We start from the raw sequence: 17,220 nt of genomic DNA on the forward strand, positions 1-17,220 counted from the left end.
GATAGTTAAACAAGAGTATTTTTTTACTTGAATTTGAATGGATGATTAGTGTAAGCCTCGTACATTCAAAAAGGCTGCCACTTGGCAGCCCTTTTATGACGTTAATGCACCCCGTTAGTTAAAAATCAAGAGGTTTCCAATTTGGATCTTTTATATCAGACTTATTAGGCTTTCTTACATGAGGTAAACTTCTTTCACCTTTAGCCCCAAATTTTTTGAAATTTTGTTGTGCTTCTCTAAAGGAAATATAATTTGCTCCATCCTCATCTGGATGTTTATATTGGTAACTATCATCTTCCCAAAAACAGATTTCACAAATATCATAAGTATCTGGAGGTTCTTCATCTAAAGTTTTATAACCACAACATGGACAAGTATATTTCATACAATCACCCCAATACCTATACCATACCCTTGTTCAACTATTCTGTCCTGATAATAGTTGAACAAGGGTAATTTTTATCTGAATTCGAATGTATGATTATGTTAAGAATCATACATTCAAAAGGCAGCCAATTGGCTGCCTCCTTATGGAGCTAACGCCCCCGTTATTTCTATAAGAAACTTATGATTGATACATTTAAAATAAATATAAATACACCTATACTTAACCAGCCGTACCCTTTGTGCCCCTTTTGAAATTCTCTTAATCCCATTACGAGCATCGATAAACTTAAAAATAACATCATATATGGTTGAATCGTATAATCATCAGTAATCAATGCATACCCTGCAAGTGACATGACAGTTATTGCTAATATAATATGCAAAAGCTTTAGCAATTATAAAACCCCCTTTACCCAAACTGATTGTTAAAGAAGGGTATTTTTTTACTTGAATTCAAATGTATGGTTTGTTTAAGAATCATACGTTCATAAGGCCGCCAATTGGCGGTCCTTTTATGACGTTAATGCCCCCGTTTCCTCTTGAATTAAATATAATATTTAATCTTTTATACCTTGATTGAACTTAATTAATTCATCAATCTTCTCATTTCTCTCTCGATCTAATATTATTTTTTCATTCATGAACTTAATTACCCTAATTACAAAATAAATAGCAAAACCAGTAAGAACCAAATAAATAATAATAGGGAATAAGGTTAAAAGGACATATAAACTATCTGATGCAAACCATGTACCATTACTCAAACATTTCATCCTCCTGTATCAAATGATATACCATTATTATACAATACCTTCTCAACAAAATTAGGTGAGTTTTTTTTCTTGAATTTGAATGTATGATTATATTAATTATCATACATTCAAATCCTTGATTTCATTGACTTTTTTCGTTTTCTCTCTTTATACTGAAAAAAGAGAAAAAATCGTACATTCAAATCCTTGATACATAAGGGTTCGGAAGACCGATTTTGAGACGTGATAGAAAGGTCGATGAAGCATGACAAAACAAAAAGATGTGCTGCCGATCCGTGATCAGCAGCAACCTGAAGAAATGAAATGGGCGTTGAAGAGCCACTGTTCGGAGCTTGATTATCTCCTGTTTGTTGTAGGTCGCGAGTCCGGCCTGCGGGTCGGGGACCTGCTCAAGCTCACCAAGAAACACATTCTGGTCCTGAAAGGTATGCAACACAATATCCTGCCCCATTAGTTGAAGTGTACTATTCAACTACAATATCATTCTCACTATAGCTCAGTAAATATAGATAAAAAAAAGAGGATAGATGTCAAATTTCAACATCTTATCCCCTTATTCGATGTTTCATTCCCCAGTCATTAATTTATATTTCTTTAAAATGTCCATGGTGATGGCTTTAGCGTCCGTGCTGGTTCCAGCGATATTCGTAGCAAAACTATACGAACCATTATCTGTTTCAATGAAACCGACATACCAGCCAATGCCTGACCCTTGCCCTGTTTTCCCGTAAAGGGTGAAGGTTTCCCCTTCTTGTTGGATCATCATCCGTTTTACGGTCTTCATTACATTCTTATCAAAAGGAAGGTTCTCTTCATACAATTTTTCCAAAAAGCCTACTTGCTCCATTGGGGAGATCTCAAGGGAACTACTTAACCAAAACTGATCAATGCCTCCACTAATATCTTGGTTGCCATATGAAATGTTTCGCACCCATTTCGACATTTGCTCCTCACCAATGTCACGAGCCATCGCTTGATAATACCAAACGACGGAGTTTCTCATCGCGGATCCAAGCGTATGGTCTCGGTTCCAGGCTTCGATTTCCCGCTCAACGCCATCCCAATATTTAATGTCGTACTCGTCTTCTACTGCACCTACCTGTAATCCAATCAATGAATTAGGCACTTTAAAGGTCGATTGCGGTGCAAACCGCTGATTCGCGCGTTGCTGATTATAGACGAATGTTTTTCCTTTTTTCATTTCACGTAATAAGAAAGTTCCATCACGGTTCGCAAAGAATTCATCGACTTCGAGTTTTTTAAGATTCAAGTTTCCCTTGGCTGCATTTGCTTCCTTTGGTAGCTGAATACCTGTAATGAATAGAACAACTGCACTCATGACCGCTAAAAAAAGCACCACATTCTTTCGTTTATTCATACTCGATTCCTCCCTGTCACTCTATCACCCTACTATATCAATAATATGGTAAAGAATGTTGTAAATTCCAGTGGATATTAATGGTAAAATAAACACGTGGACTTGAAGACTTTTCCTTTAGGTACTTTAGTGCAAAAGTGCAAAGAAAAGTTCACCCACTAGTTATCTATCATTTTTTAAAAAATCCAAAGAGGCGGGAAAAATATGAGTGTATTATCCAACACAGTTCCGATGAAGGCAAATGAACTGAAAACATTCTTACGGGACATGAAGGATGGAGAGAAAACCTGGGAAGAAGCAAGTAACGTTTTGATAGTCAAATCCATGCTTATACATATTGGTTCCCTTGATAGTGACCTTAGAGACCATTTGATATATAGCTCTTTTTATCAGATCATTATAGAAAAAAATCTACTTGAGCCTGAACTTTTAACGGAAATACTCGACTTGTGTTTACGAGAATTATTATTTAAAGGAATTGGTGAAAATGGAACGGATACTGTGTTCACAAGGTCTTTTACTACTCTTTTAATTGCACTCATTTTGTACAAGGACAATGAAGACAATTTTCTCTCCCCTGAGATGGTGTATATAGTAAAAGATAGATTAATTGATTACTTGAACTCCGAGATGGATTTAAGGGGATATGTCTCTGCGAAAGGTTGGGCTCATAGTATTGCTCATGTGGCCGACGCCTTTAATCAACTTGTAGAAAGTCCAAAGGTAAATCAGGAGTTGTATGCAGACATACTTAATCCAATATGGAATAAGGTATTTGTCTCTAATTATGTTTATGCCCACGATGAAGACGAAAGGCTTTTAACGCCTATATTAGGAATGTTAAAGAACGGATTGGATACTAAAGAAATAGAATCATATATTCAGTATGTACCGGAAAAGCTAAGGTTACTGAAAGACAATCTAGATGAAGAAAACTATTGGTTTTTACTTGCTAACTGTAAGAGATTCTTAAAAAGCTTCTATATAAAGGTTATGCAGGATCCCAGCTTGCTATCTCTACAAAAGAGCATGGAAAATTGCCTAAAAGAAATGTAAGGGTACTTTAATTAAAGGCTCTGTTGAAATGATACCTGCCTGAATCCTTGATACAATCAACTACAAGAAACAATAAGTGTTCAGTGGAAATTAAGCTCAAACTACCACACTCAAAAAGATGGTTTAAATGTTATGTTGAACCTTCTTCCTCTATGGTGTCGGCTTAATCAATAAAGTGAAAGAAACTCTCGCTACAAAGGGGTGATATTTTGAGATTAAAATATTTCTTTATAATGATATTAATTTTATCAATATTATCGGTTATGGGTTGTTCAAATAATGTAGATAAAACAATCGAAGACATAGATAGTGAGTTCCCTCCTTCTCTTAATGGACTAATCGTAATTAATGGTAAGGAATATCAGGTTGAAAGCGGAAGTTATAGATGGGAAAGAAAGAAAGGCTTAAAAACTGAGGTTGTACAAACAGACCACGCATCTCCATACCAAATGGCAGAGCATATAGAATCAATTAGCACAAAGCCAAATCAAAAAGTTGATATTAAGATTGAAGGAAATCCGAATATCCAAGTTTATTTATGGAATAAAAAAGGAAGGGAAATAGAAATAGAACATAAGGATAATCAACTAACCCTTCCTTCAAGTAAAGGTAAATATATCTATGAAGCATTAGCAGAATGGACTAACGGAACAATTTCTTACACATTTGTTTTGGAAATTAAATAGATTAGTCATAAAAACAAAGGGAAACCTTAACAATCTGGTTTCCCCTTTGTTTTTATAATTATCAGCTTTCCAATTTAAAAGAGCCTACTAAAAAGGTGTGGCTAAAGATTATAATGAGTTATCATCATCACCTTTAGCCTTTATTTGGACATGATCCGTAAATCGCGTTTGCTTTCATTCACGAACTTCGGCTTCCGAAAGATACTGTTTTTGTCTTGGAGACTTTTCTTTTTATAGGCAGAGAACCCTTCGATTTCTTCCGTTTTCCATATCCAACGTGTTTCTTTCTCTCCCCTATTTAGATAATAGACATTGTTATCTATTGTATTCCCTTCGTTTTGCTTGAAAGGGTTGCTGATAAGGAGATTGGACTTACCCGCGACCATGATGTTTTTTTCGATTCGATTATTTTTTGTATGCGATTGGAGTAATATCTGTCCGCCATCTTGATATTTTGTATCATTTTTATACAGGACATTGTCGGTGATTATACTGTTTTCCGTGCTTCCTCTTCTGCTGTCATACCCACCTATTGCAATGCCAGCACTTCTATTATCGTAAATCGAATTGTTTCGTATCGTGATAGAACTTGTGACTTTGCCCTTATGTTCGCTAGCCGCTTCTATCCCTATATCGTTTTTATATACCTTATTCTTCTCGATAACGATATCTTTACCACCATCGACATAGATTCCGCCAGCCGCATATTGGTTTCCATAGGCTGGATTTCCGTAACTGGATATTTCATAAACCGTGTTGTTACTGATGAGACCGTTTCTTGCTTGATCAAATTTTCCAACAGGAGACACGCCTTCAAACCCAATAATATCGATGCCGATATTGTCATTTCTCCTGACCGTGTTATTGGTAACCTGGAAGTTCGATACATTACCATTCAGCACCAACGTTTCACTGGCACCCAGTTTCATCTCTTCCAGTTTGTTGCCCGAAATAGTGATATCTTTAATAGCCTGCGGTGCTTTGGTGCCATAAACGGCAATCCCATGAGCATTTCCGTTTTTGTGGTGTGTTTCAATATGATGGATATGGTTACGTAAGATATGGATACCTTTTCCGCTCCCGCTTACGGATATTCCAATTGGCACTACCTCTTCTTTTTCTGTTTTATAATTTTTGATTTCTAATCCATCGATGGTGACATAGCTTTTATTATGAATTGATACCAAGCCCTCGTTGTCCCACGAAACCTTAAGGCCCTTTCCATCGATGACCGCCTTTTCTTTTGGATAGGCCCTAATGATGATTGGGGCGTTCTCTTTCCCGGAATTCCGTATGACGACTTGTTCATTGTAGATTCCTTTTCTTACAAAGACAGTTGTACCGGGTTTCGCTAAAGTGACGGCTTTCTGTATGCTCCTTAAAGGCTCTTTCTTACTTCCCGCATTTTTGTCATCCCCGCCGGAAGACACATACAGTTCATTTTTCGAAGTAGCTTGATTTGCCATTCCAAACAGGACAAGCCCTACACACAAGGCCAACAAAATAACCATCGAGGTTCTCACTTTTTTGTTCATAGATGTCCCCCCCTTTTGTTTATTTCGGTTCAGAGCATCACTTTTTCAGTTTCCTCTTTTTAGTCCCATAAAAACAGAATCGACGAAGTAACCCTTTCTCTCACAATAGATAGAACCTTCGAATAATACAAGCTACACCTTCACCTGCTCATCGCTCACTTACGTTCCAAGCCGAATAAATTCTCTCAAAAACCCTTTTCCCTATTCATGTACATAAAAAATAGATACCTTATCTTATTCAACTAACGGTGCAGTTTAGTTGAATAAGATACATAGCAAATACGGAAAGCAAGCTTGTCATTTTTCTAAGATAGTGTATACTGAAATGGAAAGTTAACTTTCCTTTAGGAGGGATAGCATTTGAAAAACAGATTAGAAATGATAAGGAAAGAACGTGGAATTAAACAAGAAGAACTTGCAACAGCTTTAGAAGTTTCTAGACAAACAATTGGTTCTTTAGAAAATGGACGATATAATCCATCTATTATTTTAGCCTTCAAAATATCACGTTTTTTTGATATGTCGATTGAAGAAATATTCATTTATGAGGAGGAGTAATCGTGTTAAAGAAAACATCATTTTATGTAATCACTTTAATAATTGGGCTAATTTTAATTGGCATTAGCTTTATCTTTAATGGGGACGACGTAAAAACAATTGCTGGATTATGTATTGGAATAGGTGCTGGTTTATTTGGGATGAGTATCGCAAATATTTTTATGATACGTTACGAAAAGAAAAATCCAGAAGTAATGAAACATAATGAAATAGAGTTTAAAGATGAAAGAAATACCATCATTCGATATCGAGCTAAAGCAATGGCAGGAGATATTGTACAGTGGTTTATCATAGGTATTGCCTTTGTTTTAATCCTAATTGATGCTCCACTTTGGACGATTATTTTTTCTGTTGCTGTTTTTCTTCTATACACTGTGTTGGGAATTTATTTTATGAATAAGTTTCAAAAGGAAATGTAATTATGTTTTATTTGTTAGACGAATTTATTTAGATGTAATATACCTTTTAGTTAATGATTTGTCAGATATTTCGCTTAAACTAACGGGTGCGTTCGTTCAATAACAGGGACAGCTAAACTATAGCTGTCCCTGTTTTATATAGCTGATAGCAACAATCTTTACGAATTCCCTTTTCCTTCTTTAATAGGCGTTTATGTTTTTAATGTACTAAATCATCTAAATCCGGTTGCAATTTATTCCGCAGCATATACAGCATGACGGCACCAACAAGAAACGTGATGGCATCAGCAATGACAAGCGACCAGATCACCCCTTGGAAGCCGTTCATTTGATTGGCGATAAACAACACAGGAATCAGGGTAATCCCTTGAATAATTGACATAATGAACGCGGCAGTTCCTTGCGCTGTTGCCTGGAAGATCCCGGTAAACAATGTGGTCATACCTGTAATGAACAAGGATAAAAACGTCACATGTAGAATGTAGCTACCCATTTCAATTAATTGCGGGTTATTTGTAAATAAGCCAATTAAGTGGTCAGAAATCAAATAGACGATGACACCGAACAAGACTGCTAACGCCACAATCGCTTTGATTGTAAAACCAATGGTATTCTTCATGCGTAATTTATTCGCTGTAAATGAGAAGGCAATCAACGGCACGACTCCCTCACATAAGCCCATCAGAATAAACTCAGGAAATTGCAATAATCGTGATGAAATTCCGAATGCCGCTACAGCTTGATCTCCATATTCAACAAGAAAATGGTTAAAGATGAGCGACATTGCACCCAAAAAAATACTCATAATAAAGATGGGAATACCGATTTTTAATACATTGCTCAGAATGTCCTTAGTAGCCTTGAACCATTTTACGGAGACGGTTAAGAATTGACTCTTATATCCCATATGGAAGGCGTAGAATATACTTCCAACCGCGTTGGAAATGACCGTTGCAGTTGCAACGCCGATCACGTCCAAATGTAATACGAAAATGACAAACGAATCCAGGATAATATTTACAACAATACTGAGTATCATTCCAATCATCGACATGATTGCTGCACCCTCGGAGCGTACGATGTTTTCCAGCGTAAAGAATAATACGAGGAATGGTGAACCAATAAGCATAATCGTGACATATTCCTTCGTAAAACCGAAGGAGTCAGGCGTTGCCCCCAGGCCATGAACGATTGAATCAATCAACGGTAGACCGACGGCCATCACGATAAGACCGAGGACTAAACTACTGTAAAAAGCGAATGAAGAAACATGTTTTACATCATCATATTTTTTCTCTCCCAGCAAACGGGAAATGAATGTCCCGCTACCCATGCCAATCAAGTTGCCTAACGCCATAATGATCGCAAATAACGGCAAGGTTAGTGCAAGTGCGGTTAACATGGCAGTATTGTGTAGTGTACCAAGGAAATAGGCATTCAAGATTGAATATATCACACTCATTGACGTGCCTATCATCATCGGTACAGCGAAGTGGGTTACGGCTTTTGCTACCGGTGCTTTTTCAAAATAATAGAGGTTTTCTGCATCCATGTGGGTCACCACTTTCATCATTTATTATCGCTAGAGTCTAACGGTGTTAGTTTGCCCCTAACAGTATTAGATGCTATCATAAACCTATGAACCTGTAAAGGATAAACTTACACTGTTAGTTACAAGGAGGCATACCGATGAAAAAGCAGCAACCACAGATTTCGGAGGATAAAATCTTAGAGGCTTCATGGGAGCTTCTGGGGGAGGAGGGCATTGAGAAATTCAGCTTGAGACGATTAGCAACCAGGCTTGGGATTCAGGCGCCTTCTCTGTACTGGTACTTCAAAAGCAAGCAGAATCTCTACCAGCGACTGGCCAACCATGTATCCAAAGTGATCCTCGAGGAGTTTCACTCCGACGGGGACTGGAAGGAGCAACTGATGGTGCTAGCCGTAACGATACGGAGTGTGCTTAGCCGATATCCCTGTTCTACGCAGCTCATGATGATGACGCTGCCCCACGAACCGGACATTATCCGGTTCACCAACCGTATGCTGCTTTGTGTGGAATCGACGACGCTTGAGCAAGAGCAGAAAATCCAAGTCGTTACCACGCTTGTAAATTATGTCTACTACTTCGTTCTAGATGATTATCAGCATGAGCGCAATGTTTCTGCCATCATGAAGGACCAGGATATGGAGCCGGGTGAGGAGGTGAATCGCCTTCTGGACTCCATGAGCGAGACGGATGCAGGACTGTTCCGGAGGATGTTCACAAATGGGCTGTTCGGCCTGATGGGGACCGATAGTTCGTTTGAGTTCGGATTGAAACTGATTCTCTCAGGGATTGAGCAAGTGATGAAGGATCAGGATAATTAGTATCTCATCTCTATTTCACCCAATTCCATTGCTCGTACCATCCTTTTTGCCATTGAACAGCCTGAGGATGTTGCTGTAAATGAAATCATAGTAAGACCAACGGGTACGTAATGATAGATGTGTAGAATACCAATAAAGGCATTAACCATTTTTCTCTTTCAAAATGGTTAATGCCTTTGCTTTTTAAGATTGTCATCTATGTGATCCTTATCTAATTTGCTTAATTTCCATCAAAGCTTCCTGATCAGCAATAATCACCACATGATCATGTTGTTTTAAGATGGAGGCTGGGACTTGTTCATTTGTAGGTTCAGTTAGCAGCTTAAATAAAATCTGCGCCTTTTGCTTTCCGGAGACAAGAAGCACGATTTGTTTACTCTTCATAATGGTCGAGATCCCCATCGTCACAGCATGTGTGGGTACGTCGAAAGGGTTATCAAAGTAACAGGCATTCTTTTCCCGTGTTGAGGCTGTAAGTTCAACAACATTCGTCGTGGACGCAAAAGAAGTACCTGGCTCATTGAAGCCAATATGCCCATTGACCCCAATGCCCAAGAGCTGAAGGTCTATCCGGCCAAGCTTTTCAATAAGTTCCTCATATTTTTGACATTCCGCTTGCAAGTCGTTCGCCATGGCATTTGGCAAATGAGTTTGTTGGCTGGGAATATCAATATGTTGAAAGAGATGTTCTTTCATATAAGTATGATAACTAGTCGGGTTTTCTTTTTCGACTCCCACATATTCATCCAGATTCACTGTATGAACATGCTGATAGGAGGTACCATTTTCTTGATAATCCTTCACCAAGTGTTCATACGTCCCTACCGGCGTTCCCCCAGTCGCGAGACCTAACACTAGAGATGATTCCTGTTTTACTTTGGCCAGAATAAGTTGTGCCGCTTTCTCGCTCATTTCATCGTAGTTCTTCGCTTCAATGATCTCCATACTCAACCTCCATTCTACTAAATGCAATCTGTCCTCTACAGATGGTCATAACCACTTCATTTCCTTCGTTTAAAATGACCAAGTCCGCATCTTTTCCCACTTTAATGCTTCCTTTTTTCTCATCAAGACGAAGCTGTTTAGCCGGATTCAATGACGCCATTTCAACGGCTTCTTCAAGTGAACAATTTGTATAGGATAGTAAGTTCTTAACCGCTTGCCCCATCTTCAATATGCTTCCTGCCAGTGTTCCGTCCGCAAGAACCGCCTTGCCATCTTTCACCGTGACGTCCTGGCCACCTAAATCATAGGTTCCGTTTTTCAAACACTTCGCCCGCATGGAATCGGTGATTAGAATCAATCCGGTTTGTGTTTTCTGTTTATAGGCAAGCTTGACGATTTCCGGGCGAACATGAACGCCATCTATAATCAGTTCGGCTTTCAACTCATCCCGCAAAAGGGCAGCTCCCACAACTCCCGGTTCACGATGATGCAGCCCTCTCATCTGATTAAAAAGATGTGTGACTTGGGTTGCACCATCCGAAATGGCTTGATCCACTTCATCGTACGTGGCATCCGTATGTCCAATGGAAGCGACAATTCCATGTTCTTTTAGATACTTGATGAATTCACTTCCTCCCGGCTGTTCCGGTGCAAGCGTCACGACTTTGACCGTATTCTTGGATAATACGTTCCATTTTTTAAAGATATGCAGATCTGGGTTCATCATATATTGTTCGGGTTGCGCGCCTGCCATCTTCGGATTGACGAAAGGGCCTTCCAGATGAAGGCCAAGTATTTCGGCTAATCCTGGTGGCTGTTGCTCTTGAATGTATTGACCGGCATTGATTAGCGCTTTCTCGATGGCTTCGGGTGACTGCGTCATGGTAGTAGCTAGAAAGCTTGTTGTTCCTTCTCTTGGAAGAGCTGTCGCCATAGTATGTAATGCATCCTGTGTGGCGTCCATTGTATCGGCTCCGTCTACACCATGTATATGGATATCGATCATCCCCGGTATCACTTTATACCCTTGAAAAGTGGTAAAATCGATGACCTCTGCTTCTTCATGAATGTCATCTAAATTTCCCATGGATCCAAAGGCCACGATTTTATCATCATTAGTAAGTAGGTACCCACGTTCGATGATTTCTTCTTCACTATAAATCGTGATATTCTTAAAAATCATGCTCTTTGCTTGGTTTGTATTCACAAGATATTCCTTTCCCGATCTATTGTATTTTCACCACTGAAGACATGGCAAATCGTTCTAACCTTATTCATACAACATATTCCTGATTTTGTAAAAGTATTGAAATAGCCAATCATCTTAAATGACTGGCTATTTCCTTATATAATTCCGATACCTTATATCGCTTTAGACTTAGAATAAGGGGAAGACCCCACTTGCGGCTTCACATATTCTTCATTCTTACTATAAATAGTAAGCCCTGTCGTATTCTTGTTGAACTTAGGGAATAACAAACTTACTATATAACCGAATGCAAAAGAAGTAAAGAACGCGACGATACTAACGATGAACGGTGTCATGTCTGTTTGTTTCACAAAATAGGACGTAATTGCACTTAACACGAGTCCGATTAATACGCCAGGTGTGTTGGCGCGTTTCGTGAATATCCCAAGTGCAAAAATACCGGCAATCGGAACACCGAACAGCCCTGTTATAGCCAAGAATAAATTCCATGTTTCAGCTTGATTACTTGAAATAAGATATAAAGCTGCTGCCATGCCCAGTATACCAGAAACGATAATGACAACTCTGGCCATTACTACATCACTTTTTTCGTTTTTACCTAAAAATCTTTGCTTAAAATCGACCGTTATACAAGCAGAAATACTATTTAAACTGGATGAGATGGTGGATTGACAAGCCGCGAAAATGGCTGCAATCAGTAACCCCGCTACCCCCGCTGGTAAACTCGATACAATGAAATACGGCACAATGGCTGAAGTATTGAATCCTTCCGGCAACGCTTCAACATTCGTATAGTAACTATAAAGGACGGTACCAAATCCAAAAAAGACAGGAATTGTGATAAGAGCCAAAATTCCATTCGTCCATAAAGACTTATTGGTCTCTTTTATGGAACTAGTCGTTTGATACCGTTGGACAACGTCTTGACTCGCTGTATATTGGTGCAAATTATTAAAGATGGATCCTAAGAAGATAATCGGGATGGCTGCCGTGACGGCACTGAATTTAAAACTGTCTGCCGTTACCAATTTCTTGTTATCTACCGCATCGTTGATAACGGTAGAGAGCCCGCCATCAATAGCACCGATTCCTAGGACGACCAGCAAGATGGCGCCGCCTAAGAGGATGATACCTTGAATAACATCGCTCCAAATGACGCCTTCTATTCCTCCTAAGAACGTATACACAATACATAACCCGCCAACCGCTACCGCAATGATGAAGGGGTTTATATCCGAAACGAGTGTGATCGCAAGTGTTGGCAAGTAGACGACAATGGCGATACGACCGATGTGGAAAAGTGTGAATAGTAAACTTCCAATAACACGAAGGGATACACCAAAGCGTTCTTCTAGGTATTCATAAGCCGTCGTTACATTCAGCTTTCTGAAGAAAGGAATATAAAAATAGATCAAGACAGGTATGATGGCCAGAATTGATAGATTACCTGCTGCATAGGTCCAATCAGATAAAAATGCCTGTTCTGGCGTCGACATATACGTAATCGCGCTTAACGTTGTTGCATAAATACTGAATCCTGCTGCCCAAGCAGGAATTTTCCCTCCTGCCGTAAAGAATGCATCGGTATTCTTGCTCGATTTTTTTGTAAAATAAAGTCCCACTGCTAACATCGCTAGTAAATAGACGACCATTACCGCCCAGTTGGCCACACCAAAACTAATCTCCCCCATATATACACCCCTCATCATAAAATCTAATTAAAAGCGCTTTCCTAAAGATACTAAAGGTGACTGTCCCCACTACTAGGGGAACAGTCTTTTCTTTACGGAAAATTCAGATAGTTAAACTTGCGAATCATTCAGATATGTATGTCTATCTTATAAATTAAACTCTTTTACGAGTTGTTCCACTTCTGCTCTTTTACTTGCATCAAATGATGACATTGGTTTTTTAACCGTACCAGCTTGAATGCCTTTTACATTCAGTACTTCTTTCAACGTTTGATATAATCCGAGATCCAGCACTTTTTCAATCAGGTCATTTGTTACATGCTGAATTTCATAAGCTTCTGCCACTTTGCCTGCTTGAGCTAATTCTAGAATTTGTCTAGACCGTAGGCCGTTTATGTTATATGTACTACCTATTGCCCCATCCACTCCGGAAATCGCTCCATAGATCAGCATTTCATCGAATCCAGAATAAATCAATTTATCCGGGAATCTCTTACGAAGTCGTTCCAATAGATAGAAGTCTCCATCCGTATACTTCACGCCGATGATTTTCTCATTTTGGAAGAGTTCCTCGAATTGATCCATGTTCATGGATACACCCGTTAGGAATGGAATTGCATAAATGATCATATTGTTGCCCGTATTATCAATGATTGTTTCATAGTAATGTTTGATTTCTTCAAAATTGAACTTATAGTAAAATGGCGTGACGGCAGATAAGCTATCATAGCCAAGCTCTGTCGCATATTGCCCCAGTTCAACGGCTTCATCCAGGTTGATTGACCCTACCTGGGCTATCAGCTTCACTTCACCTTTATTCTCTTCACTGACAATTTCGAAAATTCGCTTTTTTTGATTGGTAGATAGCATGAAGTTTTCACCTGAGCTACCATTGACGTACAGCCCGTCCACTTTTTGAACATCAATATTTTGTCTAACAATCTCACGTAACCCTTGCTCGATGATCTTTCCATTTTCGTCAAATGGGATGAGTAATGCTGAAAATAACCCCTTCATATCTTAACCCCCTAATGTGATTTGAAAAATTCAGATAATAAAGATATAATATTGTCAGACCAATTTGATTTACAAATTCATCATAAAATCCTTTGATAAAAATGTCAACCAATTTTAGTAATTACTTTCCTTCAATTCCTCAATATGGTAGACATAGATAAAGGAGTGATTACGTGGCAATACACAAGACCTCATTGGTCACAATCGCGATGGAAAGAATCAAGAACCATATCGTAGAAAATAAATTGAAGCCGAATGATAAGTTTCTAACAGAAAAGGAGCTTGTCGAACAACTGCAAGTGAGCCGGACGGTGGTAAGAGAAGCGTTAATCTCCCTCCAAACGGTTGGAATCTTGACTGTAAAGCCAGGCGGCGGCGTTTATATTGCTGAACCTACATTTGATTCGATCCATACGATATTAAAACATTATTACGACACGTATGGCGTGAAGATGAAAGAGTTAATGGAGATCAGGGAAATCATTGAGTTGGGGGCATTAAGATTAATCATCGAGAAACAAGTTGATGTGGATACCAGTCACCTCCATTCCCTCAATGAATCGTATCATGATGCGATCATGAAAAAGCAAGACACGAAAAATACCGACCGCTTATTTCATCAAGCCATAATCAAGGCAACGAATAATGAGACCTATTTTAAGTTTAGCGAAGTAATCAGTGAGTATTTCGCACTTGTTATAATCGATTTCTTGGAAAAAGAGGATACACTGATAGATTCATATAAACAGCATAAACAAATCATCGAAGCGATCAACCAGAAAAACTTGCCAGAAGCACAACGTGTATTGAAGGAACATTTCCAACCTGTTTTTCGTTTTATCAATACTTTGGAGGAGACAAATGGAACCCATTAATACGGCTGAAAAAAAGCCACTTAAGAAAACGGTCATCCAGGAAATTAAACATTATATTATTTCGCAAAACTTAAAAGCAGGCGATCAACTCCCTACTGAGCGTAAGTTTACGGAAATGTTCGGTGTAAGCCGGTCGGTGGTCAGAGAAGCCTTGAGCTATCTTGAAAATACGGATGTCATACGCATTAGGCAAGGTCAGGGTGCGTTTTTGAACGAATCCAACATCGAAAACCTTTTAGATAATTTCTTCTTTTTATGGCAAATAAATAGCGGGAATACCCGCGATATTCTCGGTTTGAGAGTTATATTTGAATCAAGCGCCATCGATGAAATCGTCAACCATCATAAAATGGACGAATTATCACGTTTAAAGGAAATCGTCGAAGAAAGCGAAAGTGCCACAACCCAAGTTGAATTCAAAGAAGCAGATGCCTTATTTCACAAACAGCTTCTGCAAGCAACCAATAATGATTTATTCATTCAAATGACAAATATGATTACCAGTTATTTTTTCCAAATTCAACACCATAATATAACACTCGAAGAATATCAATTGATAATAAATGAGCATAAAAACATTGTCGAAGCACTCCTTGCCGGGAACGGTGAGCAAGCCAAAATACTACTCATTAACCATATTAAACAAACGAAAGTGTAGGGAGATAAAATGGCTGATTATTTATCGATCGATATCGGCGGTACTTTTATTAAATATGCCCTCTTGAATGAACAAAAACATTTGCATGGGCACCAAAAGATAGCCACGAAAGAAAATAACGATAACGACATACTAGAACAAGTGGAATCCATCATTTCCTCTGTTTCCGAACATACGGAGATCAGGGGCGTGGGCATTAGTACAGCGGGGATTGTCGACCGAGAAAAAGGGGAGATCATCTATGCTGGCCCAACGATTAAAAATTATAAAGGCACCGCATTTAAAGCACATTTATCTCAAAAATTCCATTTACCCATCTCTGTAGAAAATGATGTGAATGCGGCGTTGATCGGTGAGCTTTGGCAAGGTGCTGCCCAAAAGGAAAACGATGTCTTCTGCATTACGCTAGGGACAGGGATCGGCGGGGCCTATTACCATAATAAGATCATGGATGGAGCGCATCATCAAGCACACTCGGTCGGATATCTTTTATATGATCCGAATACACAATCTAACTATGAATCGAGGGCATCCACTTCCGCTTTAAATAGAATGATTGAAGAAGAGCTAGGCAACGGTGTCTCAACGGAGGAAGTCTTTGAGAAAGCCAAGCTCGGTGAAGAGCCATATCTTACCCTCATTGAATCATGGAGTAAAGAAGTGGCCAATGGATTGGCGCAAATCATCCTTATGGTGGACCCGGCCTGTATCCTCATAGGCGGAGGAATCTCTCGCCAAGGTACCTATTTATTAGACCATATCCAGAAACAACTGCCCCAGTTTCTTCCCAATGGGTTTTTAAAGACAAAATTAAAAATCGCTCAATTATATAACGACGCCTCCCTATACGGGGCGATCTATCCATTTTTCAAGGAGGAAAAAGTTCATGTTAAATAAAGTTAACGGTGGTTTAATCGTATCCTGTCAGGCCTTACCCAATGAGCCTCTACATAGTTCTTTCATCATGTCCAAAATGGCATTGGCCGCAAAGCAAGGCGGGGCAAAAGGCATTCGGGCCAACTCTAAAGTAGATATTATTGCGATAAAGAAAGAAGTGGATTTGCCTGTAATCGGTATCGTCAAACGCGATTATGACAATAGTTCTGTGTTTATAACCGCCACGTTTAAGGAGATCGACGAGTTGCTAGATAGCGGCTGTGAAATGATTGCCATGGATGCTACACATCGTCCTCGGCCAGACAACATTCCTCTAGGTGATCTAGTGAAATATGCTAGAGAAAAGAATCCTTCCATTCAACTCATGGCAGATATAGCAACTTTAGAGGACGCCATCCAATCCGAGAAATTAGGATTTGATTGTATTTCCACGACACTACATGGTTACACGGAAGAAACGTCTGGAAGTAAACTCTATGACAATGACTTTGATTTTTTAAAGCAGGTTCTCCAACAGGTGAACATCCCTGTTATCGCGGAAGGAAATGTGATGACACCCGACATGTATAAAAGGTGCATGGATCTAGGTGCTCATTCGAGCGTCGTCGGCGGGGCAATCACACGTCCAAAGGACATTACGCAACTTTTCGTCAATCAATTGAAAGCCTGATTTGTAATGAACTCGCATATTCACGGAATGTGCGAGTTTTATTCTCTTGGCTCCTTTGAAACAGGCAGGTACTATCAATCTCTATAATTAACAAA

General features: G+C 39.1%; 20 protein-coding genes and 1 pseudogene. 11 read left to right on the top strand and 10 right to left on the bottom strand.

Features of this window, described 5'->3' with window-relative positions:
* Positions 1-118: 118 nt before the first annotated feature.
* The 3 genes from ACQKL5_RS07980 to ACQKL5_RS07990 all read right to left on the bottom strand — a co-directional run bounded on the left by ACQKL5_RS07980 (position 119) and on the right by ACQKL5_RS07990 (position 1,151).
* Positions 119-385 carry a CPCC family cysteine-rich protein gene (locus ACQKL5_RS07980; protein WP_427607781.1) on the bottom strand — a complete coding sequence of 89 codons (267 nt, stop codon included), beginning with the start codon at positions 383-385 and terminating at the stop codon, positions 119-121.
* A gap of 169 nt (positions 386-554) precedes the next feature.
* Entirely contained in the window at positions 555-782 is a 228-nt protein-coding gene (locus ACQKL5_RS07985) for a DUF3953 domain-containing protein (RefSeq protein ID WP_427607782.1), read from the bottom strand.
* 162 nt (positions 783-944) lie between these two features.
* Positions 945-1,151: a hypothetical protein gene (locus ACQKL5_RS07990; RefSeq protein ID WP_427607784.1), complete on the bottom strand. Its 207-nt coding sequence runs from the start codon at positions 1,149-1,151 to the stop codon at positions 945-947.
* A 253-nt stretch (positions 1,152-1,404) separates the two neighbouring features.
* Between ACQKL5_RS07990 and ACQKL5_RS07995 the strand changes: the two genes are divergently transcribed.
* The gene (locus ACQKL5_RS07995; RefSeq protein WP_427607785.1) at positions 1,405-1,614 is read left to right on the top strand and encodes a hypothetical protein; all 210 of its coding nucleotides are present in this window, start codon (positions 1,405-1,407) and stop codon (positions 1,612-1,614) included.
* Positions 1,615-1,725: 111 nt separating this feature from the next.
* On the opposite strand, the gene blaOXA is transcribed toward ACQKL5_RS07995, so the two are convergent.
* Positions 1,726-2,538, bottom strand: a complete 813-nt coding sequence (blaOXA, locus tag ACQKL5_RS08000) for a class D beta-lactamase (RefSeq protein WP_427607787.1) — start codon at positions 2,536-2,538, stop codon at positions 1,726-1,728.
* 204 nt (positions 2,539-2,742) lie between these two features.
* Here blaOXA and ACQKL5_RS08005 point away from each other — a divergent pair, with 204 nt between their 5' ends.
* Complete coding sequence (locus ACQKL5_RS08005; RefSeq protein ID WP_427607789.1) at positions 2,743-3,594, top strand: DUF2785 domain-containing protein; 852 nt, start codon at positions 2,743-2,745, stop codon at positions 3,592-3,594.
* A gap of 209 nt (positions 3,595-3,803) precedes the next feature.
* Positions 3,804-4,280 carry a hypothetical protein gene (locus tag ACQKL5_RS08010; protein ID WP_427607791.1) on the top strand — a complete coding sequence of 159 codons (477 nt, stop codon included), beginning with the start codon at positions 3,804-3,806 and terminating at the stop codon, positions 4,278-4,280.
* A gap of 140 nt (positions 4,281-4,420) precedes the next feature.
* Here ACQKL5_RS08010 and ACQKL5_RS08015 read toward each other — a convergent pair whose 3' ends face one another.
* Complete coding sequence (locus ACQKL5_RS08015; protein ID WP_427607793.1) at positions 4,421-5,815, bottom strand: right-handed parallel beta-helix repeat-containing protein; 1,395 nt, start codon at positions 5,813-5,815, stop codon at positions 4,421-4,423.
* 360 nt (positions 5,816-6,175) lie between these two features.
* Between ACQKL5_RS08015 and ACQKL5_RS08020 the strand changes: the two genes are divergently transcribed.
* The gene (locus ACQKL5_RS08020) at positions 6,176-6,373 is read left to right on the top strand and encodes a helix-turn-helix transcriptional regulator (protein WP_427607794.1); all 198 of its coding nucleotides are present in this window, start codon (positions 6,176-6,178) and stop codon (positions 6,371-6,373) included.
* A 2-nt stretch (positions 6,374-6,375) separates the two neighbouring features.
* On the top strand, positions 6,376-6,792 hold the full coding sequence (locus tag ACQKL5_RS08025; protein WP_427607796.1) for a hypothetical protein: 417 nt from the start codon (positions 6,376-6,378) through the stop codon (positions 6,790-6,792).
* 199 nt (positions 6,793-6,991) lie between these two features.
* Here the strand turns inward: ACQKL5_RS08025 and ACQKL5_RS08030 are convergent, their stop codons facing one another.
* Positions 6,992-8,344: an MATE family efflux transporter gene (locus tag ACQKL5_RS08030; RefSeq protein WP_427607797.1), complete on the bottom strand. Its 1,353-nt coding sequence runs from the start codon at positions 8,342-8,344 to the stop codon at positions 6,992-6,994.
* 137 nt (positions 8,345-8,481) lie between these two features.
* On the opposite strand from ACQKL5_RS08030, the gene ACQKL5_RS08035 reads away from it, so the two are divergent.
* A complete protein-coding gene (locus tag ACQKL5_RS08035; protein ID WP_427607799.1) occupies positions 8,482-9,162 on the top strand; it encodes a TetR/AcrR family transcriptional regulator in 681 nt (226 codons plus the stop codon).
* Positions 9,163-9,168: 6 nt separating this feature from the next.
* Positions 9,169-9,273 (top strand): annotated as a pseudogene (locus tag ACQKL5_RS08040) (oxidoreductase); the annotation flags it as partial.
* A 96-nt stretch (positions 9,274-9,369) separates the two neighbouring features.
* On the opposite strand, the gene nagB reads toward ACQKL5_RS08040, so the two are convergent.
* The 4 genes from nagB to ACQKL5_RS08060 all read right to left on the bottom strand — a co-directional run bounded on the left by nagB (position 9,370) and on the right by ACQKL5_RS08060 (position 14,025).
* Positions 9,370-10,107, bottom strand: a complete 738-nt coding sequence (nagB, locus tag ACQKL5_RS08045; protein ID WP_427607801.1) for a glucosamine-6-phosphate deaminase — start codon at positions 10,105-10,107, stop codon at positions 9,370-9,372.
* Positions 10,094-11,290, bottom strand: coding sequence for an N-acetylglucosamine-6-phosphate deacetylase (nagA, locus tag ACQKL5_RS08050; protein ID WP_427607802.1), 1,197 nt, complete (start codon positions 11,288-11,290; stop codon positions 10,094-10,096). The genes nagB and nagA overlap by 14 nt, the downstream gene beginning before the upstream one ends.
* A gap of 179 nt (positions 11,291-11,469) precedes the next feature.
* Positions 11,470-13,008 carry a sodium:solute symporter gene (locus ACQKL5_RS08055; protein WP_427607803.1) on the bottom strand — a complete coding sequence of 513 codons (1,539 nt, stop codon included), beginning with the start codon at positions 13,006-13,008 and terminating at the stop codon, positions 11,470-11,472.
* Between the two features lie 147 nt (positions 13,009-13,155).
* On the bottom strand, positions 13,156-14,025 hold the full coding sequence (locus tag ACQKL5_RS08060) for an N-acetylneuraminate lyase (RefSeq protein WP_427607805.1): 870 nt from the start codon (positions 14,023-14,025) through the stop codon (positions 13,156-13,158).
* A gap of 173 nt (positions 14,026-14,198) precedes the next feature.
* On the opposite strand from ACQKL5_RS08060, the gene ACQKL5_RS08065 reads away from it, so the two are divergent.
* The 4 genes from ACQKL5_RS08065 to ACQKL5_RS08080 are packed head-to-tail and all read left to right on the top strand — an operon-like array spanning position 14,199 to position 17,125.
* Positions 14,199-14,900 carry a FadR/GntR family transcriptional regulator gene (locus ACQKL5_RS08065; RefSeq protein WP_427607806.1) on the top strand — a complete coding sequence of 234 codons (702 nt, stop codon included), beginning with the start codon at positions 14,199-14,201 and terminating at the stop codon, positions 14,898-14,900.
* On the top strand, positions 14,887-15,558 hold the full coding sequence (locus ACQKL5_RS08070) for a FadR/GntR family transcriptional regulator (RefSeq protein WP_427607808.1): 672 nt from the start codon (positions 14,887-14,889) through the stop codon (positions 15,556-15,558). The genes ACQKL5_RS08065 and ACQKL5_RS08070 overlap by 14 nt, the downstream gene beginning before the upstream one ends.
* A gap of 9 nt (positions 15,559-15,567) precedes the next feature.
* Positions 15,568-16,455, top strand: coding sequence for an ROK family protein (locus ACQKL5_RS08075; RefSeq protein ID WP_427607810.1), 888 nt, complete (start codon positions 15,568-15,570; stop codon positions 16,453-16,455).
* Positions 16,445-17,125 (top strand): N-acetylmannosamine-6-phosphate 2-epimerase, encoded by a 681-nt coding sequence (locus ACQKL5_RS08080; RefSeq protein WP_427607811.1) that lies wholly within the window; start codon positions 16,445-16,447, stop codon positions 17,123-17,125. Before ACQKL5_RS08075 ends, ACQKL5_RS08080 begins: the two co-directional genes overlap by 11 nt.
* The last annotated feature ends 95 nt before the right edge of the window (positions 17,126-17,220 follow it).

It is taken from the genome of Peribacillus sp. NPDC097675 (assembly GCF_050277655.1).
In the GTDB taxonomy this organism is placed as follows: Bacteria; Bacillota; Bacilli; order Bacillales; family DSM-1321; genus Peribacillus.